General features: G+C 69.5%; 17 protein-coding genes. 6 read left to right on the top strand and 11 right to left on the bottom strand.

Going from position 1 to position 24,972, the window contains the following annotated elements; genetic code table 11:
* Positions 1-18: 18 nt before the first annotated feature.
* On the top strand, positions 19-909 hold the full coding sequence (locus JNUCC0626_RS10040; protein WP_394619415.1) for an NADP-dependent oxidoreductase: 891 nt from the start codon (positions 19-21) through the stop codon (positions 907-909).
* Here JNUCC0626_RS10040 and JNUCC0626_RS10035 read toward each other — a convergent pair.
* From JNUCC0626_RS10035 to JNUCC0626_RS10015, 5 genes are read right to left on the bottom strand one after another with little or no spacing between them, the layout of a single operon-like run.
* A complete protein-coding gene (locus JNUCC0626_RS10035; protein WP_394619414.1) occupies positions 869-2,971 on the bottom strand; it encodes a heavy metal translocating P-type ATPase in 2,103 nt (700 codons plus the stop codon). The two genes, JNUCC0626_RS10040 and JNUCC0626_RS10035, sit on opposite strands and share 41 nt — an antisense overlap.
* Positions 2,968-4,815, bottom strand: coding sequence for a cytochrome c oxidase assembly protein (locus JNUCC0626_RS10030; RefSeq protein WP_394619413.1), 1,848 nt, complete (start codon positions 4,813-4,815; stop codon positions 2,968-2,970). The genes JNUCC0626_RS10035 and JNUCC0626_RS10030 overlap by 4 nt, the downstream gene beginning before the upstream one ends.
* 33 nt (positions 4,816-4,848) lie before the next feature.
* The gene (locus JNUCC0626_RS10025; RefSeq protein WP_394619412.1) at positions 4,849-6,384 is read right to left on the bottom strand and encodes an acyl-CoA synthetase; all 1,536 of its coding nucleotides are present in this window, start codon (positions 6,382-6,384) and stop codon (positions 4,849-4,851) included.
* Complete coding sequence (locus JNUCC0626_RS10020; RefSeq protein ID WP_394619411.1) at positions 6,384-7,511, bottom strand: DUF5938 domain-containing protein; 1,128 nt, start codon at positions 7,509-7,511, stop codon at positions 6,384-6,386. Before JNUCC0626_RS10020 ends, JNUCC0626_RS10025 begins: the two co-directional genes overlap by 1 nt.
* A gap of 4 nt (positions 7,512-7,515) precedes the next feature.
* Positions 7,516-8,319, bottom strand: a complete 804-nt coding sequence (locus JNUCC0626_RS10015; RefSeq protein WP_394619410.1) for an SDR family NAD(P)-dependent oxidoreductase — start codon at positions 8,317-8,319, stop codon at positions 7,516-7,518.
* Positions 8,320-8,453: 134 nt separating this feature from the next.
* Here JNUCC0626_RS10015 and JNUCC0626_RS10010 point away from each other — a divergent pair, with 134 nt between their 5' ends.
* From JNUCC0626_RS10010 to vanX, 4 genes are all read left to right on the top strand, one after another.
* On the top strand, positions 8,454-9,089 hold the full coding sequence (locus tag JNUCC0626_RS10010) for a TetR/AcrR family transcriptional regulator (RefSeq protein WP_394619409.1): 636 nt from the start codon (positions 8,454-8,456) through the stop codon (positions 9,087-9,089).
* Positions 9,090-9,275: 186 nt separating this feature from the next.
* Positions 9,276-10,229, top strand: coding sequence for a D-isomer specific 2-hydroxyacid dehydrogenase family protein (locus tag JNUCC0626_RS10005; RefSeq protein ID WP_394619408.1), 954 nt, complete (start codon positions 9,276-9,278; stop codon positions 10,227-10,229).
* Complete coding sequence (locus tag JNUCC0626_RS10000) at positions 10,226-11,224, top strand: D-alanine--D-alanine ligase family protein (protein WP_394619407.1); 999 nt, start codon at positions 10,226-10,228, stop codon at positions 11,222-11,224. The genes JNUCC0626_RS10005 and JNUCC0626_RS10000 overlap by 4 nt, the downstream gene beginning before the upstream one ends.
* Positions 11,221-11,820, top strand: coding sequence for a D-Ala-D-Ala dipeptidase VanX (gene vanX, locus JNUCC0626_RS09995; RefSeq protein WP_394619406.1), 600 nt, complete (start codon positions 11,221-11,223; stop codon positions 11,818-11,820). The genes JNUCC0626_RS10000 and vanX overlap by 4 nt, the downstream gene beginning before the upstream one ends.
* A 4-nt stretch (positions 11,821-11,824) precedes the next feature.
* Here vanX and JNUCC0626_RS09990 read toward each other — a convergent pair whose 3' ends face one another.
* Positions 11,825-12,895 carry a sensor histidine kinase gene (locus JNUCC0626_RS09990; RefSeq protein ID WP_394619405.1) on the bottom strand — a complete coding sequence of 357 codons (1,071 nt, stop codon included), beginning with the start codon at positions 12,893-12,895 and terminating at the stop codon, positions 11,825-11,827.
* 193 nt (positions 12,896-13,088) lie between these two features.
* On the opposite strand from JNUCC0626_RS09990, the gene JNUCC0626_RS09985 reads away from it, so the two are divergent.
* Complete coding sequence (locus JNUCC0626_RS09985; protein ID WP_394619404.1) at positions 13,089-13,247, top strand: hypothetical protein; 159 nt, start codon at positions 13,089-13,091, stop codon at positions 13,245-13,247.
* Between the two features lie 18 nt (positions 13,248-13,265).
* On the opposite strand, the gene JNUCC0626_RS09980 is transcribed toward JNUCC0626_RS09985, so the two are convergent.
* From JNUCC0626_RS09980 to JNUCC0626_RS09960, 5 genes are all read right to left on the bottom strand, one after another.
* Positions 13,266-14,957, bottom strand: coding sequence for an SIR2 family protein (locus JNUCC0626_RS09980; RefSeq protein WP_394619403.1), 1,692 nt, complete (start codon positions 14,955-14,957; stop codon positions 13,266-13,268).
* A 164-nt stretch (positions 14,958-15,121) separates the two neighbouring features.
* The gene (locus JNUCC0626_RS09975; protein ID WP_394619402.1) at positions 15,122-17,275 is read right to left on the bottom strand and encodes a DEAD/DEAH box helicase family protein; all 2,154 of its coding nucleotides are present in this window, start codon (positions 17,273-17,275) and stop codon (positions 15,122-15,124) included.
* A gap of 182 nt (positions 17,276-17,457) precedes the next feature.
* Positions 17,458-18,177 carry a helix-turn-helix transcriptional regulator gene (locus JNUCC0626_RS09970; RefSeq protein WP_394619401.1) on the bottom strand — a complete coding sequence of 240 codons (720 nt, stop codon included), beginning with the start codon at positions 18,175-18,177 and terminating at the stop codon, positions 17,458-17,460.
* A gap of 53 nt (positions 18,178-18,230) precedes the next feature.
* On the bottom strand, positions 18,231-21,737 hold the full coding sequence (gene car / locus JNUCC0626_RS09965) for a carboxylic acid reductase (RefSeq protein ID WP_394619400.1): 3,507 nt from the start codon (positions 21,735-21,737) through the stop codon (positions 18,231-18,233).
* A gap of 514 nt (positions 21,738-22,251) precedes the next feature.
* Entirely contained in the window at positions 22,252-24,927 is a 2,676-nt protein-coding gene (locus tag JNUCC0626_RS09960; RefSeq protein ID WP_394619399.1) for an AfsR/SARP family transcriptional regulator, read from the bottom strand.
* Positions 24,928-24,972 lie beyond the last annotated feature (45 nt).

The following is a 24,972-nucleotide window of genomic DNA, read 5'->3' as shown; positions in this document are numbered from 1 at the left end:
GAGTCGCAGGCTGGGGGCATGCGAGCGATCACCATCAACGGCTTCGGGGACGTCCCGGAGCTCACCGACCAGCCCATTCCCGAGCCCGGACCGGGTGAGGTCCAGGTGGCCGTGGAGGCGGCCGCCACCAACCCGCTCGACCTGGCCATCGCGTCCGGGTCGCTGCAGGCCATCGGCGAGTACCGGTTCCCGCTCACCCTCGGCATGGACGGCGCCGGGGTTGTCACAGCGGTGGGCGAGGGCGTCACCGAGTTCCGGGTGGGGGAGCGGGTGTTCGGGCAGTTCTGGGGCAGACCGCTGCGCTGCGGGACGTTCGCCGAGGTCGCGGTCGTGCAGGCGGTGCCGACGTTCGGCGCGCTGGCCACCATCCCCGACGACGTGCCGAGTCACGTCGCCGCCGCGTTGCCGACCTCGGGCATGACGGCCCTGGGCGCCCTCGAACACCTCCGCGTGCCCGACGGCGGCACGCTGCTGGTCATCGGCGGACCGGGAGGTGTCGGCTCGTTCGCCCTCGAACTGGCGCTCGCGGCGGGCGTCAAGGTCATCGCCACCGCGTCCAACGCCGAGCAGCTGCGCGACCTGGACGTCGAGGTGGTGCTGCGCGGCCAAGAACCCCTGGAGGACGTGGTCCGCCGGACCCGGCCTGACGCCGTACTCGACACCGTCGGAGATCGCGAGGTCATGCGCCGCGTGCAGGCCGCAGCACAAGGGGCCACGGTGCTTTCGACGGCGTTCGGCCTGGACGACCCCGCGCTCAACTACCGGCTCGACCGCAAGCCCGAGCGGCTCGCAGCGGTGCGCGGGCTCCAGCCCGTGATCGGGCTGGAGGTACCGCTCGAAGACGCGCCCCGCGTGCTGAAGGGCGAGATCAAGAGTCCGCGGGGGAAGACGGTGCTGCGCGTGGCGTGACGGACCGGAGCCGGAGGCTGTTGGCGACCACCAGCACCGACGACAACGACATGGCCGCGCCCGCGATCAGCGGGTTCAGCAGTCCGGCGGCGGCCAGCGGGATCGCGGCGGCGTTGTAGCCGAACGCCCACCACAGGTTGCCGCGGATGGTCGTCAAAGTGCGGTTGGCCAGCACGATCGCGTCCGGCACGGCGTCGAGGTCGTCGCGCACCAGGATCACGTCGGCGGCGTGCGCGGCGACCTCGCTGCCGCGTGCCATCGCCATCCCGAGGTGTGCGGCGGCGAGCGCCGGGCCGTCGTTCACCCCGTCCCCGACCATGGCGACGTGGTGCCCGGCGGCCCGCAACCGTTCCAGCGCCTCGACCTTCTCCGCCGGGCGCACACCGGCGAGCACCTCCTGAACACCGATCTCGGCGGCCACGACCTGAGCGGCGGCGGCGCTGTCCCCGGTGAGCAGAATCGTCCGCAACCCCATGGCGTGCAACCGTTCGACGGCAGCGCGAGCGGACGGCCGAACGGTGTCGCGCACCGCGATCCCGCCGATCACCACCCCGTCCCGCGCGACCAGCACCCCGGTCTCGGCGCCGAGGCCGGAGTGCCACGCCAGGACGTCCTCCGGAACGTCCAAAGAGGACATGAGCGCCAGCGACCCCACGAGGACCTCGGACCCCTCGACCACACCGCGCGCACCGGCACCCACGAGCGCCTCGAAGCCGGTGACGGGCGGGGGATCGGTCACCGCCGCGGCGATCGCGACACCGATGGGGTGTTCGGACGCGGACTCGACCGCCGCCGCCCACCGCAGCACGTCCGGACCGAACGTGCCCACCACGGTCATCTGGCCGGTCGTCACCGTGCCGGTCTTGTCCAGCACCACGGTGTCGACGGCCCGCGACGCCTCCAGAGCGTCCGGCCCCTTCACCAGGATCCCCAGTTGGGCGGCCCGCGCGACGCCCACCATCAACGCGGTCGGCGTCGCGAGTCCGAGAGCGCACGGGCACGCGATGATCAGCACCGACACCGCCGCCCGGAACGCCTCCAGCGCCGTACCGCCGAACACCAGCCACCCGGCCAGCGTCAACGCGGACAACGACAGCACGACCGGCACGAACACCGCGCACACCCGGTCCACCAGCCGTTGCACGCGCGCCTTGCGTTCGGCGGCCTGCTGCGCCAACGCCCTCATCTGCGCCAACTGCGTGTGCGCACCGACGGCGGTGGCGCGCACGACGAGCCGTCCGGTGTGGTTGACCGTCCCGCCCACGACCGGCGACCCGGCCGTCACCTCGACCGGCACCGGTTCGCCGGTCATCGACGACGCGTCGATCGAGGAGAACCCGCTGGTCACCACCCCGTCCGCGGGTAAAGCCTCACCGGGCTTGACCACCAGCAGGTCCCCGACGCGCACCTCGGCCGCCGGCACCATCACCTCGGCGCCGTCACGCAGCACGCGGGCCTCCTTGGCCGCGAGCCCCGCGAGGGCGCTCAACAACCCGGCCGCGGTCCGGCGCGACCGCACCTCGAAGTACCGCCCCGCCAACAGGAACGTGGTCACCCCGGCCGCCACGTCGAGGTACCCGACGTCGAGCGTCCACACCGCCCACCCGAACGACGACAGCACCCCCAGCGACACCAGGGTGTCCATACTGGACGATCCGTGCCGCAGATTCCGCGCCGCAGCACGATGGAACGGCCACGCCGAGTAAGCCACCACCGGCAGGCTCAGCAGCACGCACAGCAACTCCCAGCCGGGGAACCGCAACGCGGGCGCGAACGTCAGCGCCAGCGTCAGGTTCCCGAGCGGGATCGCCAGCACGGCCGCCACGACGAGCCGTCGCCGCAACGCTCCGACCACGTCGACGTGCGAGCCCGTCGTGGAGGCGTCGTACCCGGCCGCCCGCACGACCTCCACCGCGTCGGACTCCGGGAGTCCGTGCACGATCGCGCGTTCGGTGGCGTAGTTGACGGTCGCGCGCACGCCGTCGAGCTTGTTGAGCTTGCGTTCGATGCGGGTCGCGCAGGCGGCACACGTCATGCCGGACACGGCCAGTTCCACGGTCATGCGGAGGTCTTCCGTTCGGAGAGTTCGGCGAGCATCGCGTTGTAGGCGGAGAGCCGGTCGTCGGCGGCGTGATCGAACCGCCGGGCCTCGTGCCGGTCGGCGACGGCCCATTGGCGCATCAGGGCGAGCACCACGACGAGCATCGGGATCTCCCCGGTGGCCCAGGCGATCCCGCCGCCGAGCCGTTGGTCGGTCAGCAGGTCGGGCACCCACACGAGATCCAGCGACCGGTAGAAGTTCGAGGCGATCACGGTCTGCTTGTTCATCAGGATCACGCCGAAGAACGCGTGAAAAGGCATTACGGAGAACAACAACCCGAGCCGGGCGAGGTGCGGCAACGAGCGCGGCGCCGGATCGACCCCGATCACCAGCCAGAAGAACACGTACCCGGTGAGCACGAAGTGGACGTTCATCAGCTGGTGCGCCCAGTGCAACGGCATCGCCGCCCCGAACAGCCCGGAGAAGTACAGCAGGTAGAACGAGCCGACGAACGTGATCGCGGCGACCGCCGGATGCGCGACGAACCGCGCCACCCGGCAGTGCACCAGAGCCTTGATCCACACGCGCGGACCCGGTGGCAGCACCCGCAACGCCAGCGTGATCGGCCCGCCGAGCACCAGCAGCACCGGCCCGAGCATGTTCAACGCCATGTGCGCCACCATGTGCGTGCTGAACGTGCCCGCCGCGTACCGGCCGACGCCCGACGACGTCACCACCAGCAGCACCGAGCATCCCAACAACCACGAGACTGTGCGCCCGACCGGCCACGATTGCACCCGCCGCACCGCCACCACGTACAGCACGGCGAGCACGAGCGCGCCGAGCCCGACCACGAGGTCCAGTCGCCAACCCAGCACGATCTCGGTGAACGACGGCGCGACCGGAAGTTCGTACCCGATCAGGGTTTCCTGCGGTGACGGCCGCACCACGCTCCACGCGGGCGGCACGAGATGAGCGAGCCCGGTCGAGGCCCCGAGCGCCAGCCCGACCGCGACGAGTTCGACGCCGAGCGGCCGTCGCGTGCCCCACCTCGCCCGGACCAGCGGAATCACCGCACACACCGCGACCTTGAGCAGCAACAGAACGACGTACCCGCTGCCCAGATCGGGCCCGGCCAGCACCACGCCGACGACCGACCCGCTCAGCACCAGCACGCCGATGCACCAGTTGCTGAGCACGCGGTACCGGCGCAGCACGACCTCGTCACCCACGCGCCGCCGCAACGCCACCAGGGCGCCGATCCACACAGCAGCAGCCGGGATGTGCCACACCATGGCGTTCGTGGCGACGTCGTGCCACGCGCCGTTCGCGACGTGCCCGGTGATCACCGGCGCCAGCACCCCGGCCAACGCGGGCAAAGTCCACAACACCGAGGTCGTCCACGTCAACGTGGCCCGCGCTCCGGCGGCAACGACGCCCGCCGCGACGACCGTGATCAGCCACGCCTTGGGTTCCTCGGTCGCCCCGACCAACCCCGGCAAGTGCCGCACCACCACGGACAGCGGCTGACCCGTGGCGTCCGCAGTGGACAGAACGACCGCGAATCCGGCCGTGACGACCCACACAGCGGCAGCGTTGGCGGCGGTCCGCACCGCCGCGTAGGCGGGCGCGGTGAGCTGAGCGCGCCGAGGCGGCGCCGGAACCACGAAGGCCCCGAACACCAGCGCGCCGACCGCCACCGTCCCCGCCGCGTTCGCGAGTGTTCTGACCAGCCCGAACGCCACGGAGGTCAGCCGTCCGGGATCGCTGTCCCCGAGCAACGCGTGCACGTCGCCGGCCCACAACACCACTGCCACGACACAGGAAACCGAGATGGCCGTCGCGAGCACGACGGCCTTGTCCACCCTCACACGACACAGGTCGTGCGAGGAACGGCTTCAGTTCCCGGAGAGCTGCGCGCGGATCTCGGCCTTCAACACCTTGCCCACTTTGGACCGAGGCAGATCCGGCCAGATCTCCACCTGCTTGGGCGCCTTCACCCCGCCCAGCTGTTCCTTCACGAACGCGATCAACGCGTCGGGCTCGGCCTGACCGGAAGCCCGCAGCTGCACCACGGCCGTGACCCGCTCACCCCACTTGGGATCGGGCAGCCCGACCACGGCGCTGTCCTGCACCGCCGGATGCGCCCGCAACGCCTGCTCGACCTCCGCCGAGTAGACGTTGAACCCGCCCGTGATGATCATGTCCTTCGCGCGGTCGACGATGAACAGGTAGTTCTCCGCGTCCAGGTAGCCGATGTCGCCGGTGTGGTGCCAGCCGAACGCGCTCACCTCGGCCGTCGCCGCCGGGTTCTCGTGGTAGCCGGCCATCACCAACGGCCCGCGCACGACGATCTCGCCGCGTTCGCCGGGTGGTAGCAACGTGCCGTCCGGAGCCATGATCGCGACCTGCGTCAACGGCGACGGTCTGCCCGCCGACGACAGCCGCTCGACCGCGATCGACCCGTCGGGCAGGAAGTGGTCGGCCGGGGCGAGCGTCGCGATCATGTTCGGTGCTTCGGTCTGCCCGAAGAGCTGACCCATGACCGGCCCGATCCGCCGCAACGCCTCGGTCAGCCGCACCGGCGACATCGGCGCGGCGCCGTACCAGAGGCAGCGCAACGAACTCAGGTCCGTCTCGTCGAGCGCCGGGTGGTCGAGCAGGCCGTAGATCACCGTCGGCGGCAGGAACGCGTGCGTGATCCGGTGCTGCTCGATCAGCCGCAGGAACTCGCCGAGATCCGGCGACGGCATGATCACCGTCTCGCCGCCCATCGACATGATCGGGAACGTCAGCACGCCCGCCGAGTGCGTCAGCGGGGCCAGCGCGAGGTACCGGGGACGCACGCCGAACGGGTAGCTCATCAGCGTCAGCGCGGTCGCCGTCTCCAGGTTGTGGCCGGTCAGCCGCACGCCCTTGGGCCGCCCGGTCGTGCCGCCGGTGCCCGCCAGCACGCACAGGTCGTCGTCGGGGACGAACACCGGCTCCGGCTCGCGGCCGAACTTCGCGAGCCAGGCGTCGAACGGGACGGCGCCGTCGACCTCGCCGTCCAGGCACACCAGGATCGCCAACGCGGGCAGGTCGCCGCGGATCCGTTCGACCAGGGGAGCAAACTTGGCCTGGAAGAACAGGCAGCGGCAGCCGAACAGGTCGAGCAGTTCGCGGTTCTCCGCCGCCTCGTTGCGGGGGTTGACCGGGCACCACACCGCCCCGGCCCGCGAGATGCCGAACACGCAGGTGAGCGCCAGCGGGTCGTTCGCGGACAGCACGGCGACCCGGTCACCGGCCTCGATCCCGCTGCCCTGCAACGCTCCCGCGATGTCCCGGGAGCGTTGCTGGACCTCGGCGTAGGTCTGGGAGACCCCGCCGACGGTCAGGCAGGGCGCGTCGCCCCCGAGCGACGCGCCCTTGTCCAGGTAGTCACTGAGGCGCATCAGCGGTGCGTTTCGACGATCGGGTCGAGCACCAGCCCGAACGACCGCAGCGCGCCGAGCAGTTCCCGATGCCCGAACGCCTGGCAGCCCGACGCGAACCCGACCCGCCGCGGCGCGTCCTGCAGCAGGTGCACGGCGCCGTGGACGTTCAGCAACGCCGTCTGCTTGTAGTTGCAGTTGCCGTGGATCACGCAGCTCGACCGGCCCAGCGGCCCGGACGCGTGCACGGAGTCGAGCGAGATGTTGATCCGCGGGTTCTCGCGCGGCGGCATCTCACTGCGCACCTGGGCGGAGAACGCGTCGACGATCTCGTACTTCTCCGCGTCCGACTTGCCTTCCATCTGCTCCAGCGCGGCCGCGACGATCTGCGGCACACCCAGCATCAACGGCCGGTTGAACACGCCACCGAGCGCCCGCACGGACGCCACCCGCGGATCGCGCTTGAACCACACCGGGTGCGCGGTCCCGCCCCACGGCAGGGCGAGGCCGAGTTCGTGCTGGCCGGGCACGACGAGTTCGTAGAGGCCCGCGTCCGGCGGCCACTCCACGTACTCGTTCTGCTCCAGGTAGTACGCCTTCGCGAACGCCGCGTTCGTGAGGATGGTGTTGGTGGAAGCGACGGTGGGATAACCCTTCCAGAACACCCCGATGTCCAAAGTGTCCAGTCCGGGCTGCTCCAGGCAGATCTGCGCGGCGATCTCGCCGACCGTGTACATCTGCGCGATGCCGGGGGAGAGCAGCAACCCCTGCTTCGCGAACTCGGCGCCGTACTGCGCGTCGGCGTCGATCATCCAGTCCTGCTCGCCGTTGGTGTCGGTGTAGTGCGCGCCGACGTTGAGGCTGGCCTGGACGGCTTCGTGGCCGTAGCGGGAGAACGGGCCGACGGTGTTGAGCACGACCTTGGCGCCGGTGAACGCCTCGGTCAGGGCGTCGGTGGAGTGCTCGACCTCGGCCACGTCGTAGGAGACCGTGTCGATGCCGGGCACGGCGTCGACGGCTTCCTTGACGCGCTTGCCGTCGCGACCGGCGGCCAGGAACGGGATGCCGTATTCGCGGAGGTACTCGCAGATCAGCCGGCCGGTGTAGCCGGAGGCGCCGTAGACGACGACGGGCTTGTCGGTGGGCATCGCGTCACATCCCCATTCCGCCGTCGACCGGCAGACCCGCGCCGGTGATGAACTTCGAGGCGTCGGACGCGAGGAACACCACGGCGTCCGCCATGTCGTCGACCTGCCCGAGGCGGCCGAGCGGCGTCAGTCCGACGACCGCGCCCACCGCCTCCTCGACCGACGGGAAGAGACCCAGTTCGGCGCAGTCGACGGCCAGCTGGTTGCCCATCGCCGTAGGCGTGAGACCGGGGTAGATGCAGTTGACGCGGACGCCGTAGCCGAGCTTGCCGGACTCCATGGCGGCGACCCTGGTCAGCCGGTCGATCGCGGACTTCGTCGCCGAGTAGACGCTGATGCCGGGGAACGCGATGGTCGCCGCGACGGAGGCGATGCTGATGATCGACCCGCCGTTGCCCGCCGCACCGCCGGGACGCATGGCGCGCAGGCCGTGCTTCATGCCGAGCGCGGTGCCGAGGACGTTGACGTCGAGCATCTTGCGGACGTCGGCCGGGTTCAGCTCGGTGATCAGGCTGGTGATCTCGATGCCCGCGTTGTTGACCAGGATGTCGAGCCCGCCGAGGGCGTCGACGGCCGTGCTCACCGCGGAGGCCCAGCTTTCGTCGTCGGTGACGTCCAACGGGACGAACTCGGCTGCGGCACCTTGGTCGCGGAGCGCTTGGGCCGTCTGCTTGCCCTCTTCCTCCAGGACGTCGCCGATCAGGACCGCCGCGCCGGCCTGCGCCAGCGCCTGGGCCATGCCCGCGCCGAGCCCTCGCGCACCCCCGGTGACCAGCGCTTTTCGCCCGTCCAGCTGATAACTCGTCATTGAGTCGCCTCCTCAGTGGGATGGGTCACACACTAGTTATTCCTGGACAGTCGTCAAGATTTTCCTTGACGACTGTCCAAGATTTTTTGGACGGGTGGTCAAGGTTTGTAGCAGTGAGCGGTAGGCTCCGAGGCGTGACAGAAGTCGCTTCGCGCAAGCAGGACCGCATCGCCCGCCGGCAGGTCGACAAGTTCGACGCCCGGCGGACGGAGCTCGCCGTGGCCACCCTGCACACGCTGGCCGAGCTGGGTTACGCACGCACCAGCCTGCGGGAGATCGCGCAGAACTCCGAGTTCTCGCACGGCGTCCTGCACTACTACTTCGCGGACAAGCGCGACCTGATCACCGAGGCGGTCCGCCAGTACGAGGTCGTCTGCGTGACGCGCTACGACGAGGTCGTGGCGACGTCCACCACTGCTCAGCAGCTGCGCGACGAGTTCGTGGCGATGTTCTTCGACACCCTCGACCAGGACGCGACGCTGCACCGCCTCTGGTACGACCTGCGCAACCAGAGCCTGTTCGACGAGTCGTTCCGCGCGGACGTGCTGGAGATCGACAGCCACCGCGAGGCCATGGTGTGGCGGGTGGTCCACCGCTACGCCGAGCTGCTCGGCGGCACACCTGCGGCGTCGTCCGCGATCATCTACGTGACGCTCGACGGGCTGTTCCAGCGCGCGTTGCTGCACCAGCTGTCCGGCAACGCCGAGGTGGTCGAGTCGTTGCGGGCGGAGCTGCCGGTGACGATGGACCTGCTGGTGAAGCCTGCTTAGAGGTCGCGCCGGGTCCCTGGGGCGGAACTCCCGGCGGGGTGCGCAGCCGCAGCCGGGGCGGTGGTCGTGGGTCAGGTCAGGCCCTCCGCGAGCTCGTCGCGGCAGTCGGCTTCGTCGTCGGCATATCGCGTGCATATCGAAAACCGCATACGACGTGGCAACTGCGTGCGCTCTTGACTGAGTCGCATGGCAACAGGAATCACGATTTACGGGTGCGAGCCCGATGAGGCCGTCCTGTTCCGGGAAATGGCACCTCGGTGCGGCGTTGCGCCGACCTTCGTCGAGGAGCCGGTGTCTGCGGAGAACGCCGCACTGGCGTTCGGGAATCGGTGCGTCAGCGTCGGGCACAAAACGCGGGTGACCCAGTCCGTTCTTGAGGCGTTGAGTCGTGCCGGAGTGCGCTACGTGTCGACGCGGAGCATCGGGGTCGATCACATCGACGTCGAGTTCGCCGCGAGCGTCGGCATCGAGGTCGGCAACATCGCCTACTCGCCGGACAGTGTCGCCGACTTCACGGTGATGCTCGCGCTCGTGCTGCTGCGCGACGTCAGGTCCGTGCTCAGGCGGGCCGACCTGCACGACTACCGGCTCGGCACGCGGGGCCGTGAGCTGCGCGATCTGACCGTGGGGGTGATCGGGACCGGGCGGATCGGCGTGGCGGTGACGGATCGGCTGCGCGGGTTCGGCGGGTGCGTGGTGGCGCACGACAGCAGGCCGCGCAATTCGGCGGACTACCTGCCGTTGGACGAACTGCTGCGGGTGAGCGACGTCGTCACGTTGCACACGCCGTTGAACGCGGGAACTCATCATCTGCTCGACCGCGACCGGATCGCGTTGATGAAACCCGGAGCGTTCGTCATCAACACCGGGCGCGGTCCGCTGATCGACACCAAGGCGTTGGTCGAGGCGTTGGAAAGCGGGCGGATGGGTGGTGCGGCATTGGACGTGCTGGAAGGCGAAGAAGGAATCTTCTACACCGACTGCCGCGCCCGGGAAATCGATCTGGACACGCTGGTGCGTCTTCGCGGGATGCCGAACGTGGTCATCACTCCGCACACCGCTTATTACACGGACCACGCGCTGAGCGACACCGTGGAGAACACACTCGTGAACTGCGTGAGTTTTGGGGGAACGGCATGAGCAAGGTCAGGATCGGCGTGCTCTTCGGCGGGGCGTTCGAGGAGCACCCCGTCTCGGTGAAGTCCGCGGGGGAGGTGGCGCGCAGCCTCGACCCCGCGCGGTACGAGCCGTGCTGGATCAAGATCACCCGAGGTGGCGACTGGCTGCTGTGCACGGGCCCGGAGGCGGTCGACGGCCGTCCGGTGGTGCTCTCGCCGTCCGGGTTGGTGGTGCTGGGCGACGGGGCGTTCGAGGTGATCGGCCTCGACGTCGTGTTCCCGGTGCTGCACGGCAGGCAGGGGGAGGACGGCGCGGTGCAGGGGCTGCTGGAACTCGCCGGCATCCCGTACGTCGGTTGTGACGTGCAGAGTTCCGCGCTGTGCATGGACAAGTCGCTCACCTACGTCGTCGCCCGGAGCGCGGGCGTTGCCACGCCGACGTACTGGACCGAGGTGCCGGAGTCGCCGACTTGGCCGGTGTTCGTGAAGCCCGCGCGGTCGGGGTCGTCGTTCGGCGTGACCAAGGTGTCCACTGAGGACGAGCTGAACACAGCGCTGGAGGTCGCCCGGCAGTACGACTCGAAGGTCGTCGTCGAAGAAGCGGTGGCGGGCCAGGAGATCGGCTGCTCGGTCCTCGGCGTCGGCGACGACCTGGTCCTCGGCGAACTGGACCGCGTCGCGCTGACCCACGGCTTCTTCCGCATCCACCAGGAGGACGCGCCCGAAGCCGGTTCGGAGAACTCGACGTTCGTCGTTCCCGCCGACATCCCCGCGGACTCGGCCGCCCTGGTCCGCGAGACCGCGAAGGCCGTCTACCGCGCGTTGGGCTGCTCGGGCCTCGCGCGGGTCGACCTGTTCCTGACACCGCAAGGGGAAGTCGTGCTCAACGAGGTCAACACGATGCCCGGCCTCACCTCCTACAGCCGCTACCCGCGCATGATGGCGGCGGCGGGCCTGTCGCTCGGTGACGTGGTCGACCGGCTCGTGTCGTTGGCGCTGACGGGAAAGCTCCGGTGAACCCCGACTTCGCGTTCGCCGACGAGGCCGTGCCGGGCGTGCGCTGGGACGCCAAGTACGCCACCTGGGACAACTTCACCGGCAAACCCGTCGACGGCTACCTCGTCAACCGGGTCGTGGGCACCACGGCGTTGTGCGCGGCCCTCGACCTGGCCCAGCAGAAGGCCGAATCGGTCGGCTTCGGGCTGCTGCTGTGGGACTGCTACCGCCCGCAACGCGCCGTGGACCGCTTCCTGCGCTGGGCGTCCGAGCCCGACGACCCGGTGACCAAGTCCCGATTCCACCCGAACATCAGCAGGGCCGAGATGTTCGAACAGGGTTACGTGGCAACGAGATCCGGCCACAGCCGCGGCAGCACCACCGACCTCACCCTCTACCACCTCGACACCGGCGACCTCGTCGCGATGGGCGGCGGCCACGACCTGATGGACCCGATCTCGCACCACGGCGCACCCGTCGCGGAGGCCCCGAACCGGCAGCACCTCCTGACAATCATGGAAGCCTGCGGATTCCGGCGCTACGACAACGAGTGGTGGCACTACACCCTGATCGAAGAGCCGTACCCGGACACCTACTTCGACTTCCCGATCGCCTGAGCGGTCACGGTGCGGGCAGCCGCACCGTGACCCGCAGTCCGCCGTCGGCCAGGGGAGTCAGCGCGAGCGTCCCGTCGTGCGCCTGCGTGATGCTCTTGACGATCGCCAGCCCGAGCCCCACCCCGGCCTGGTCGCCGCGCACCCGCGTGGTGCCGCGCTGGAACGGCTCGGTCAACGTCTCCACCAGCTGCTGGGTGAGCTTCGACCCGGTGTTCTCCACGGTCAACGAGACGAACGCGGGCCCGGCGGCGGTCGTGACCCGCACGGTGCCGTCGAGAACGTTGTGGACGATCGCGTTGTGCAGCAGGTTCGTGGTGACCTGCAACAACAACGCGGGCGACCCGGCCGCGAACGCCCTCTCCCCGCCCGTCTCGACCGCGACGCCGTGCTTCTCCGCCAACGGGATCAGCGTCTCCGTGGCCTCCTCGGCGATCAACGACAGATCGACCCGTTCCCGCGCGAACGACCGCTGATCGGCACGGCTCAGCACCAGCAACGCCTCGGTGAGATCGATCGCGCGGGTGTTCACGAAGTGCAGCCGCTCCACCAGTTCGTCCGGGTCCCGGCTGCTGCGCGCGACGTCGAGCAGTGTCCGCGTAACAGCCAACGGCGTGCGCAACTCGTGCGACGCGTTGGCCGCGAACCGTTGCTGCTCGGCCACGTGCGTCTCCAGCCGCGCCAACATGGCGTCGAACGCGTCCGCCAGCTCGTGGAACTCGTCCGACCGGCCGGGCAACGCGATCCGGTGCGCCAACGATCCACCGGCCGCGACGCGCGTGGCGTGCGTGATCCGATCCAGCGGCGCGAGCATCCGCCCGGCCAGGAACCAGCCGCCCGCCAGCCCGAACACCAGCAGGAAGCAGAGCACCCCGGCGACGAACGGCGCGAACGACGTGGCCAGCCGCGTCCGGTTGATCAGGAAGTCGCCGGTCGGCGTGAGGATCCAGCCGTCGGGCAGGAAGTAGGTGTAGTAGGTGAGCACGGCCGCCATCAGCAGGATGCCCGCGATCATGAGGAAGCCGGCGTAGCTGATCGTGAGTTTGAGGCGGACGCTCAAACCTGGTGCCCTGTCCACCGCCTCGACCCTAGGACAGCGACCGTATCGTCCGCATATCCGCCGGCGAGCGTCGCATCCGGTGCGCGACCGGTCGAGAGTCGGTGTAACAGACCTCTGATCAGGTCCGACATGGGTAGACCACGGCTGTTCACGTGGTGGGGATCGGCGTACCGTTCAGGTACGGGGGTTCGATTACGAGGATGGTGGCGTCATGTCCGAGCGCAAGTCGAAGACCGACGCACGTACTCGTGGCGAGTCGATCATCCGGCAGTCCGAAGAGCGCCAGGTCGGCGACAAGACGTTCGTGCGCGTGCCGGGACCGGTCGAGGCGATCGTGGTCAAGCCGCTGCCCGAGCCCGCTGCCCGGTGAGCGCGGGCCTGATGCGCACTACCTGAGCGCCAACACCTCCTGCGCCGTCCACGTCAGCGTGGTGAGCAGGCGCGAGAAGTCGCCGGAGTCGAGCTTGTTGATGAGGGACAGCTCCTCGGGAGCCGCGCCGTTCGTGTGCTTGCCCGCGACGTAGCGGGTGCCGTTCAAGGTGATCGCGCCGACTGTCAGCACATCGGCCGGGTGCCGGCCCACCATCACCGTCGAGGCCGTCTGAGCCAGTACGATCGGTGCCGCGATGATGCCCCGCCAGATGGGCAGCGGCGGTACGGGCGTGATGTCGACGATCTGCGGGCTGCCCTCGAACACCGCCTGGGCCGCCGCGAACGGCGCTTCTCTGGTGATGGGCACCTCGTGCCGCAGCGACCACTCCTCGCGGTGGATGTACGCCGACGAACCCGCCAGTGACAGCGCGTAGGGCTGACGTCCGTCCTTGGTCTTCCTCGCTCGCAACCACAGGAACAGGGCGAAGTTCTCGCCGTCGGCGCCTCCGATGCGGTAGTCGCCGTACCGGTAGCTCAACGACTTCAGCAGCGCGACCGGTCCCTTCGGCGCGTGCAGCGCGCGGTGCAGCCGGACGGTCAGGTCGGTGGCGGCGTCGCCGGTGGGCACCTGCTGGGTCCGCGTGCACCCGAGAGATCCGTAACACCGGTCCAGCGCGGCCGCGAGGCGCGTTCCGTACACGAGGGAATCCCGGCCGCGCCGTGAGCGGCCGTGGTCGTACCGGGCAGGCTCGGCGACTGCCAGCGACAGGTCCGCGACGACCTGGTTGAGCTGCGAGTAGGACTTCAGGAAGACGGACTTGAGGTCCAGGTGCTGTTCCAGGTAGACCGCCGACTCGATCGCGTACTGCGCCGAGTCCTCGTAGCTCGTCCCCGGCGTCGTTTCCGGAACGACCAGGGCGAAACGGGCGCTGCCGGACTTCTGCGCCGCGCTCTCGTAGAGCGGGCCGATGAGGTTGGGGTCGGACATGCTCAGCCCGACGAAGACGGTGACCGCGCCCGCGAGGTTCTCCGAGATCACCTGCCTGACCTCGGCGCCGTACTTGAGGAACTGCGATTCGGTGAGGATGATCGGCGTGCGCGGCAGGGGCTTCCGCCCGAACGGCACCAGCCCGTGCAGGTGCAGGACACCGACCTTCTTCGAACCGAGCGAGGCCCGCCACGCGTCGACGTCGTCGAGCGAGTGCGAGTCGATGTCGTCGGAGCCGCAATAGGCGAGAAGTGCCGCTTCGAGCATGCTGTCGAAGTTGGTCGTCAGCAGCCGGACCTCGCCGGAGCGCGCGGCGACGAGGCGGGCGATCGAGCTGGCCAGCTGGCCGGGGTTGATCTCGAAGGCGCTCGGGTAGAGAGCGTCCCGGATGATCTCGTGCTCGGTCTTGCTCTGGTTGCTCGCCTTGACGAGGTTGAGGATGATCTCGGCCTTGCGCATCGGCGTGGAGCGGTCCCGCTGCGCCATCTCGGAGAGGTTCTCCGGCCTGACCGACTTCGCCATGTTGGAGATGAGCCGTTCCCAGGACGGCAGCCCGGCGCTCATCGAGACCCCGGCGCCGACCACGAGCGTCAGCGGCCGGCGGGTGTCGCGAATAGCGTCGAACAGCTCGCCCAGGTAGGGCTGCTCGTGGAACGAGAACGCGTGACCCCGCACGAAGCTCTCGTACTTGATCAGCGTCGGCTTTTCGCGGCGACTCATGGCCCCACCTCCCGGAGACGTCTCTGTGTTTCGCCGACGAACGGCGAACGTTACTTCGCGGCGCGCCCGACTCGATTGCGCGAGTTTCCCAGGCGACAATTCGCGGCGATCGGGTGAAAGCGCATTCCTGGTCGACGTGGAATCATTGCCGACGCGAGTAGGCGTTATCCGCGGGCTGAGGCCGTCTTGAACGCCTTGTAGCGCTGTTTGGTCACGCACACGATGACGGCGTTCATGAACTTCTCGCGGTCGGGCACCCGCACCGCCCACCGCTCATCGGTGCGCGTGTTCCACAGCACCCCGCTCCGGTGCCCGCTCATCACCAGGTAGAGCGCCAGTTGGAGGAACATGGCGTGGTCGAGTTCGGAGACGAACTTGAGCTCGAAGACCTGGTCGTCGTGCACGGCGTCGGCGACGCCCAGGAACGAGATCGGTGTCGCCGCCGCCGAGGCGACCGCCCGGCCCGGCAGACTCATCTGCACCTGTGCCGCACAGCCGCGGGGGAGCCGCGTGGCCAACCGCCTGACCAGCGCGTCGCGCACCTCGGCGCTGACGCTCCGCGTCACCTGCTCCGCGTAGCGCATCTGGTCCGTGTCGACGGCGGTCAGCACCAGCGAGTTGTGCCAGGCGTCCTCGTTCAGCCTCGCCTGCAGTTGCCGTGCGATCGGCTTGGGGTTCAGCAGCACCTCGAGGGCGGGGTTGTACCCGTCGAAGAACACCGCCTCCTGGTAGTGCCCCACCACGGGAGAGAGATCGATCAGCCCGTCGACGCGGTCGATGTTGATCTCCTCGCCCGCACCGTCGTCGAGGCGACGCCTGTCCAGCAGGTCGACACACGCCTGGAGGTTCTCCGCGTAGGTGAAGTCGAAGCAGTCCGACGCGAGCAACGGTTTCTCGTACTTCGGCAGTTCGTCGTCCGGCAGGTTCGTGAACCGCTGGACGGGGATGAAGCCGATGCTCTTGGGGCCTCGCTGGGAGTTTTCGGATCGCACGAACACGACCTCGTTCTTTCCGCGCGAAGCGGCGACCAGGAACACGTTGCGCATGACGGTCGTGTCGACGTTGGGGAAGTTGCAGCGCATGTCCCACGTCGTCTCGTCGTAGTCGAACACGACGCTGACCGGCCGTTCCAGGCCCTTGCTGGAGTCGAAGGTCGTGAACACCGCGGCGTTGTCGTGGTAGGTCACCGAGGTGTCGCCATCTCGGATGGAGGCGTAGACGGTCTTCTTGTTGAACACCTCGCCGTGCTTGCGTTCGAGGTGGTTCAGGGCCTCGGCCATCTGCCCGTTGCGCCTGCCCAGGCACAGCAGTTCGCCAGGACTCTTGGCAGCCAGGAACTCGAGCGCTTCGTCGTAGGAGACGTACCGGATCGTCTGGGCGTCGTTCACGCCGACGACCGGTTTGTTCCAGGCTTCGCCGAGCAGTGCTCCGAGTTCCCGGCCGACCCGGAAGGACTGCGTGAACGGCATCAACTCGGCTTGCCGGGTGATCTCCCGGGTGAACCGCTGGACGTCCAGCGTCGTGTTCGACTGCACCTTCTGGGCCAGGTCGCCGACCAGCACGGTCTGCATCGACGGGTTCAGGGACTTGATGTTGCGCAACAGCTGCGCGTACTCCTCGTTGATGTCCTGGTACTCGTCGACGACGAGCAGGTCGAACCTGGGGAACCTGGCCGAGAGCCGGTCGAACGCCGCGTTGAACCGCCGGATCGACTCGCCGACGCCGCACCTGATGCGCGCCTCGATCAGCGAGGGGTACACGATGCCGTGGTAGTTCTGCACTTTCGCGTGCTTCACCCGGCGTTGTGCGTCCGCCTTCAGCAGTTTGCTGTAGGTCAGGTACAACACGTTCCGGTTCCGGCCCACTTCGGTGCACAACGCCTGGATCGCCGTCGTCTTGCCCGACCCGACCGTCGCGTCGACGATCACGTCCCGCCCGGCTCGCACGGCGTCGATCATCCGCCGCTGCTCGTCGCTCAGCCGAACAGGCGTCGCCACGGGTCCGCGGCTCGTCCGGCGCCGGCTCGACGTGCGGCCCGGATTTCCCAGCGGCACTTCGGAAGCCAGGCCTGCCGCCAGATGCCTCCGCAGGACCGTCGCGGCATCGATTCGCAACGCAGGGCGCAGTTCCGGGGGAAGAAGAGCCTGACAGCGTGCTTGCAGGGCACCGGTTGTGCGGTGCAACGTCCCGGCCAGTGCGTCCAGCGTCGTGCCGTGCCGCACTCCGTCCAACAGAATCGCGGTGTCCTGCGCCGACCAGGCCGAACCCGCGCGGCCGGGCCGCGACGCGACACCGTCCCTCTGGCTGTCAGTTGTCACTCGGTCACGCTAGCGATGATCAGTGGCGAGTGTGCCCGTTTCGTGAATAGGTGCGGAGTTGCGACTCCCGTAGTCGGGAGTATTCGCGCGCCTCACGAGAATGCCATTTATGGCCAATTAGTGGACAGGTCGTGCTGATGGAGGGAATGCGCGAACCGTGCCGAACTGAGGTCTCAGTGCGGCTACCGCACGGCCCGGTAGGCGCCCGGCGTCTGACCCATCGTGCGGGCGAACGTGTCCACGAAGGCGCTCGTGGTGGCCCACCCACACCGGTGCGCCGTCTCGGTCACGGTCGCCCCGCCGTTGAGTTCGACCATGGCCTGGAACACCCGGACGTTGGTGCGCCACTGGGGATAGGTGGTGCCGAACTCGGCGCGGAACAACCGCGCGAGGTGCCGGTCGCTGGTGCCTGTCCTGGCCGCCAGCCACGTGATCGTGCGCGGGACGCTGAGGTCGTCGGTGACCAGCCGGCACGCGTCGGCGAGGCGGGGGTCACTGGCTGCGGGGAGGGACAACGGCGCCAGGTCCGCGTGCCGGACGCGGTCGCGGATCACCGCGCGCAGCCGTTGTGCCTCGTCCTCGGGCAGACCGTCCTCGGTGCAGGCCATCAGCAGTTCGCGCAGGAGCGGCGACACGGCGATCACCGTCGGGCGGTCGCCCGCGAACAGTTCCTGGTCGACGGGGAACCGCAGCAGGTGCACCAGGGTGCGGCCGTAGACGCGGTGCTCGTGCCAGGTCTCGGCGGGCGTCCAGATCGCGCGCTGGGCGCTCGCGACCCAGGTGCCGTGCTCGGTCTTCGTCGCGAAGAGGCCGTTGCTGACGTAGAGCAGCTGGTGGTCGCCGTCGTGCCGATGCGGCTCGATGACCGTGCCTGCCTCGACCTCGTGGCGGTATTGCGACACAAGCGAGCAGTTTATCGGAAGTTCTCCGGTCGCCCAGGAGGTGCTCGCCCGATCTACAACAGCCGCAGCTGCCGCAGATCGCTGACGTACTTGAGCACCAGTTCCCGGGTGATGTGCGGGACGTCCCCGGACTGGCCGATCTTCGCCTCCCGCACGGCCTCCCGGAACCGACGGCTGAGCGACGCGTCGTCGCCCACGGGGTCAGCCGGTGTGCGGTAGTTGTGCAGGAGCGGCAGCAACGAGTGCTGGCGCTGCGCGTCGGGCAGGTCGCGCAGCGCGGACTCGAAGCGCCGGTGCCACTCCTCGTGGTCCTCGACCCGCGTGATCGGATGACCGGCCTCGACCAGCCAGTCCACGAAGGTGTCCAGGGAGATGCCGTCGTCGTGCGGGTTGAACGCGTGATAGGTGCGGTAGCCCTCGGTCTCGCGGGTGCCCAGGACGCTCACGGCCTCGGCGATGAAGTCCACGGGCAGTCCGTCGTAGTGGGCCCTGGGCGGCGTGCCGTCCGCGCTGCGGTAGAAGGTCGCCGGGGCGAGGCCGGTGGCCACCAGGCTGAACACGAGCCGGGTGACCATGTCCGGCACGTTCAGCTGACCGGTGAAGCGGCTGTGGGTGAGGATCATGTCCGACCGGAACACCGTCACCGGCAACCCGCAGCGTTCGTGCGCGTCGCGCAGCAGCACCTCGCCGGCCCACTTGCTCAGCGAGTAGCCGTTGGCGTAGTCGTCGTTGCGGCGGCGCACCGCGCCCATCGTGCGGACGTCGGCGGCTTCCGCGAACTCCCCTGGAGGAACCTGGCTCCGGACGCCGGTCGTCGACACGTTGGTGAACGGCTTGATCCGTTCCGTGATCGCGAACCGGATCAGTTCGGCGGTACCGGCCACGTTCGGGCCGAACAGGTGCTCGTAGGGCAGCACGTGGTTGACCAGGGCACCGGGATGCACGACGGCGTCGACCTCACCGGCGAGGCGCTGCCAGGTCCGCGCGTCGAGCCCGAGCGACGGCTCCGCCAGGTCGCCCGCGAGCACCTCGAGGTGCTCCTCGGCCAGGTCGCGGTAGAGATCGAGCAGCGCGGCGTCGCCCGTGTCGAACGCGGCGTCGAGCCGTTCGCGCGCCGCCTTGTCGTCGGCACCGCGCACGACGCACACGAGCTTCCCGCCGGTGCGGGAGAGGCGTTGCAGCCAGTCGAGGCACAGGAACCGGCCCAGGTACCCCGTCGCCCCGGTCAGCAGCACCACACGCGGAGGTCCGCTCGGGCGGGGCAGGGCGGCGGCCGCCGTGATCACGGCCGGGTCGAGGAACCGGTCGAGGGTCAGATCGGTGGCCCGGATCTCGGTCGCCTCCGCGCCGTGGATCGACGCGAAGGTGGGCCTGGCACTGCCGGACGCGCGCTGCGCCGCCACGTGCGCCGCGATGCCCCGCACCGTGCCCGACGGACCGAGCAGCACGCCCACCGGGACCTCGATCCGGTAGATCTCGCCGAGCAACGAGGCGAACGAGACCGCGGACAGCGAGTCTCCGCCGAGTTCGACGAACCGCGCCTCGTCGTCCAGTTCCTCGTTGCTGCGGCCGAGCATGGCCCGCGCCGCTCGCGTCACCGTCTCGGCGACCGGTTGATCCGGCCCGCCTCGCCGCAACGCTCGCAACTCGTCCGCCTCGCCGCGCGCCAGCTCCGCGTAGAGGGCCTCCAGCCTCTCGCCGTAGCGTTCGCGCAGCCGCGGTGACAGCAGCTTCCGCACATCGGACAGCAGGCCGTTCTCCGCGCTGAACGGCTCGGTCTCGACGAGGAAGTCACGGGGGATCTCGTACGGTTCGAGCCCGGCCCTCAGCGCGGTTCGCCGCAACGCCTCGGCGAGCGTCGCCCGAAGCGCCTCTGTGCTTTGTGCTTCCCGCACAGCGGCTTCGGCCGGCACGATCACCGCCAGCAGGAACGCCCTCGCACTGCTGCCGTAGACGTAGATCTGCCGGATCAGCGGATCAGCCGTGAACTCGGCCTCGAGCTTCGACAGGGTGACGAACTCGCCCTGCGACAGCTTCTGCACGTTGTTGCGGCGGTCGACGTAGCGCAGCTCGTCCGGGCCGGTCAGGGCCATGATGTCGCCGGTGCGGTAGAAGCCGTCCGCGTCGAAGACCGACGCGGTCAGCTCGGGCCGCTTGAAGTAGCCGGGGAACATCGACTCGGCCTTGAGCAGCAGCTCGCCGCGCGGATGGGGCCGGTCCGTCCCGAAGTAGCCGAGTTCGGGGACGTCGACCAGCCGGAAGTCGACCACCGGCGGGCGGAGCAGCTTGCCGTCGCGCAGGACCGTGCCGAACTCCGTGGCTCCGTAGCCCAGGGTCAACGGGCCGTCGAGGCACTCCTCGGCGAACCGCTTCATCTCCGCGGAGATCGGCGCGCTGCCGACCAGCGCCTCGACGATCCGGCCGCCGAGGACGCGGGTGCGCAGGTCCGCCTTGACCGCGGCGTCCCGTTCGCGTTCGTCGAGCTCACCGGCGCGCAGCTCCAACAGCCCCTGGTACTCGTGGAACAGCATGTCGAAGACGCGCGGCACGGCCATCAGCTGCGTCGGCCTGGCCAGGGCGATGTCCTCGAAGAGCGTGGACAGGTCGCTGCGAGCGGAGAAGCAGACCGTCCCGCCGTTGCCGAACGTGCCGCTGATCATCGTCCGGCCGAAGGCGTGGCTCATCGGCATGTAGCTGACCGTGACCACCGGGAAGGCGGCCGCGGGCCGTTTGCCGCCGGTCCACAGCTTGCGCACCGACTGCTGCGTGTAGATGGCGCCCTTGGGGCTGCCCGTGCTGCCCGAGGTGTAGATCAACGAAGCCAGCGGGTCCTCGCCCGGTTCCGGCACGTACACCGGCAGAGCCGGCCGCGCGCGCCCCTGGTCGAGCACCTCAGCGTACGTGATCACCTCGACCCCCGTCCCGGCCAGAGCCTCCGAGAACTCGGCGTAGGCGTCACGTTCCTCGTCGACATCGGGATGCAGGTCGAAGACCAGAGCCGCGCGTGCCCCCTCGGCCACGCGCAGGAGCGCAGCCGCCTTGGGCAGGTGCTCGACGCTGGTGGCGAAGAGCACGGGACGGGTCTCGGCCAGGATCGCGTGCAGCTGCGCGACCGGCGCGTTCGGCTGCAACGGCACGGTCACGGCGCCGAGCCGGATCGCCGCCAGGTCCACCGTCTGGTACTCGCCGCTGGTGAACCCGATCGTCGCCACGAAGTCGCCGGCGCCGATGCCCTGAGCCGCCCACTCCGCCGCGAGCGCGCCCGCGTCGGCCCACAGTTCGCTGTAGGTGCGGGTGACGAAGCCGGGCAGCAGTCGCCGGCTGCGGCGGCCGTTCGCCGGATCGGTCACCGTCTCGAACTCCCGCACAGCGACCGCGGGACGGTCGGCGTAGGCGGTCATCAGCCGCTCCACCGTGGTGCCCAGCGCGAGACCCGGTTCCTGGATCCTCGCCGTGATCGCCGGGTCGGGCATGAGGGCGCGCAGTTGCGGTTCGTTCGCGAGCACCGCGTCCACGAGCTTCGTCTTGGCTGATTGCGTGCTCGCGGAATCCAAGCTCACTGCTGTCACCACGTCCGTTCGGCGATTGGCATGTGACGACCAGTGCGAGCCAGAAGTGAGGCCCCGCAACGGTCTGACGCTGTAGACGATCACCGCGGAGCAGTCGATGTCAAGATCGATTCGGAGCAACTCGTGCTCTCGCACGGTGTTCGGCAGCCAGCCAAGGCGGAGAGGAGTTGAAGAGGTTCCAGAACGCGATCAAGGCGGGCGTTGATCCGGCCGCGCTGGTGGAGGCGATCAACGAGACGCAGGCGAGCCGGGCGGTTGCTCAGCCCGAACTCGTGGACGTGCCCACCCTCGTGGGGTCGAGGGTGCCTGGATCCACGCCATGTTCGACGCGCTCGGAGACGTGGGCGTGGCGTTGTGATTGCTGTACTTCGTCTCTGGCGGGTTGCGTGGCTGGCTGGTGCTGCTCGGCCGGTCCTAGGCGGCCAAGGACGTCGAGTTTCTGGTGTTGCGGCATGAGGTCCCGGTGTCAGCGCCGTTGTGTGCGGTCGCTGAGGACGATCCGCGATCACATCCGAGGCATGCGCAGACAGGACTCCGGTAAGCACAGCCTGGCCAGGATCGCCTGGTGCTCGTCGCCCGCCGCGCCGATGTGGTGGAGGCGTGCGAGGACGCGGGCGATCTGCAGGTCGTCGCCGATGGAACGCCAGGTGGTCAGCGCGCGTCGCAGGTACCGGATCGCATCCGCCTCGCGGCCAGTCACGATTGCCAGGTCGGCCTGGCTGCGCAGCACCTCGCCCACGCCGTCCGCGCACGAGTTGCGTTCGTGCTCGCCAAGGGCGGCGTCGAGGCGGAACGCTGCCTGGGCGTAGCGGCCCGCACGGATGTCGGCGTCCGCCGACGCCTGGTCGAGGTAGGCGAGTCCGGCGGTCTCGCCGCCCTCGTCGGCGATCTTGCGTGCCTTGGCGAAGGCGCGGTCCGCGTCCTCGATCCGGTTCAGGTCGGTGAGCGCGATGCCGCGGTGGTAGTGAGCGAGCGCGCCGGTTGCCGAGGGGTCGAACAGCGTCACCGCGCGTTCCGGTTTCCCCGACTCGGTGAGTGTCCAAGCGAGGCTGTCCAGGCACGTCTGCACCAGGTCGGGGCAGCCGGTGCGGGCGGCGGCCACCGCGCGGCTGTGCCAGGCGGCCGCCTCGCCCAGCAGGCCCTGGCGCATCGATGCCTGGCCGCGCCTGCGCAAGGCCCGCACCTCCCACTCCGGGGTGCTCGCGGCCGACAACAGACGGTCGGCCAGCGCGGGCAGGCCGGCGTACTCGTTGCGTTGCAACCGGATCTCGAAAAGCACGTCGATGAGCCGGATGTCGTCGTTGACCGGGATGAGGTGTTCCAGCTCGTCGCCGAGTGAGCGCAACCACCAGTAGCCGGCCATGCGCACCAGCAGTTCGGTGGCGAGGTCGCCGAGTTCGAGGTCGCTCGCCTGTGCGACTGCGGCCAACAGGTTCGGCCACTCCGTGTCGAACCACTCGAGCGGGTGGCGCCGGGCCGCGGTGGTCGGAGCCACCGCACGCAGCGGAGACGGTCGCGGCAGGTCGTGATCGAGCTGCGCGTCCGCCTCCGACACGAGTGCGAGCCACCCGGTCAAGATCGCGCTCACGTCCTCTTCCCGCTCCCGTGCGAATGCCAGCACGAGTTCGTGCATGCGGTACCGCTCCTGGCCGGCGGCGTCCCGGCCGAGGCGGACCACCAGGTGCGCGTCCACGAGCGCGTCGACCGCCGGTGTGGCAACCCAGGCGGGCCAGTCGGGCCCGCTGAGGTTGCCCAGGGTGTGGAAGAGCTTGCGCGCGGCCGGATCGAGCGCCTCGCAGCTCAGCTCGATGCTCGCCCGCACGTCCACGTCACCGACGCGGAGGGCTCCGAGCCGCGAGCGTTCGTCGGTGAGCCTGGCCCGCAGGTCTTCGAGCCGCCACGTCTCCTCGATCGCGAGCCTGCCCGCCGCGACGGACAGCGCGAGCGGCAGATGCCCGCACAGCTCTGCGATCTCGGTGGCCGCTTCTCGTTCCGCCGCAACGCGTTGTGCTCCGATTACGCTCGCCAGCAGCTCGGCCGACGACGCGGGTGACAGCAGCGGCAACGTCCACCGCCGCACCCCCAGCAACCCGCCGAGCCGATGGCGCGAGGTGATCAGCGTTGTCCCGTTCAGCAACGGGCGGACCTGCTCCTCGTCACGAGCGTCGTCCAGCACCACGAGCACCTGGCGGTCAGCGAGATGACTGCGGTACAGGGCGACCCGCTCGGCACTGTCCGCAGGAGGCTCGGCCCCCAGAGCCCGCAAGAATCTGCCGAGCACCTCGTGCGCTGCAGGAGTGGCTCGCAGGTCCGCGTACAGCTGCCCGTCGGGGAACTTGGCCGACATCCGGTGCGCAACCGTGAGCGCCAGCACGGACTTGCCCACGCCGCCAGGTCCGAGCAGCAGGACGACCCCATGCGCTGCGCTGACTTCCTGTACCAGGTCGGCCCGGCCGACCAGCGGGACGACCTGAGCGGGCAGTTGCCGCGGGCGCACCGCGATCCCGTGCAATGCCTGCTGTTCCAGGCGGCGCAGGCCTTCTCCCGGCTTGATGCCGAGCTCGTCGGCGAACACCCGGTGCGTCCGGCGGTACACCTCCAACGCCTCCGCGCGCCGCCCTGCCTTGAGCAGCGCCCGCATGTGCTGCTCCCGCAACTCTTCCCGGTACGGATGCTCGCGGATCAGCTCGCGCAACTCGCGCAGCACGTCCTCGGTCCGGCCGGCCTCGAGCTCGGTTGCCAACCGCGTCTCGATCACCGCGAGCCGCTCGCCGTGCAGCGCCTGGCGCAACCCGGCAGCCAGCTCGTCCGGCACGTTCGCCAACGCGGGCCCGCGCCACAGCGCCAGCGCGTCGTCCAGCGCTCCGTTGGCGGCCAGCGAGCGGAACTCGTGCAGGTCCAGTTGGTGTCCGTCGATGCGTAGCTCGTACCCGGCGGTCCCGGACGTGATCACCTCCGGGCCGAGGCGCCCGCGCAGCCGGCTGACGAGGTTGTGCAGCTGGGCTTTGGCCGTCGGTGGCGGGTCGTCCGGCCACAGCGCGTCGATCAGTGCATCCGCCCGCACCGCCGCAGGAGCGGCCAGGAGCAGCGTCGTGAGCACGAACCTCTCCCGTCCGCTGCCGGGCGGCACGACTTCCCCGTCGCGCGAGACCTCGACCGGACCGAGCACAGCAAACCGCACAGCACGTCCTCCCCCAGTGCACAGGGTAGTGGCTTGTTAGCAGGT

The sequence above is a fragment of the Lentzea sp. JNUCC 0626 genome (assembly GCF_043632865.1).
Lineage (GTDB): Bacteria > Actinomycetota > Actinomycetes > Mycobacteriales > Pseudonocardiaceae > Lentzea.
The sequence above is the reverse complement of the archived record's forward strand: the minus strand, read 5'-3'. Positions and strand labels throughout refer to the sequence as shown.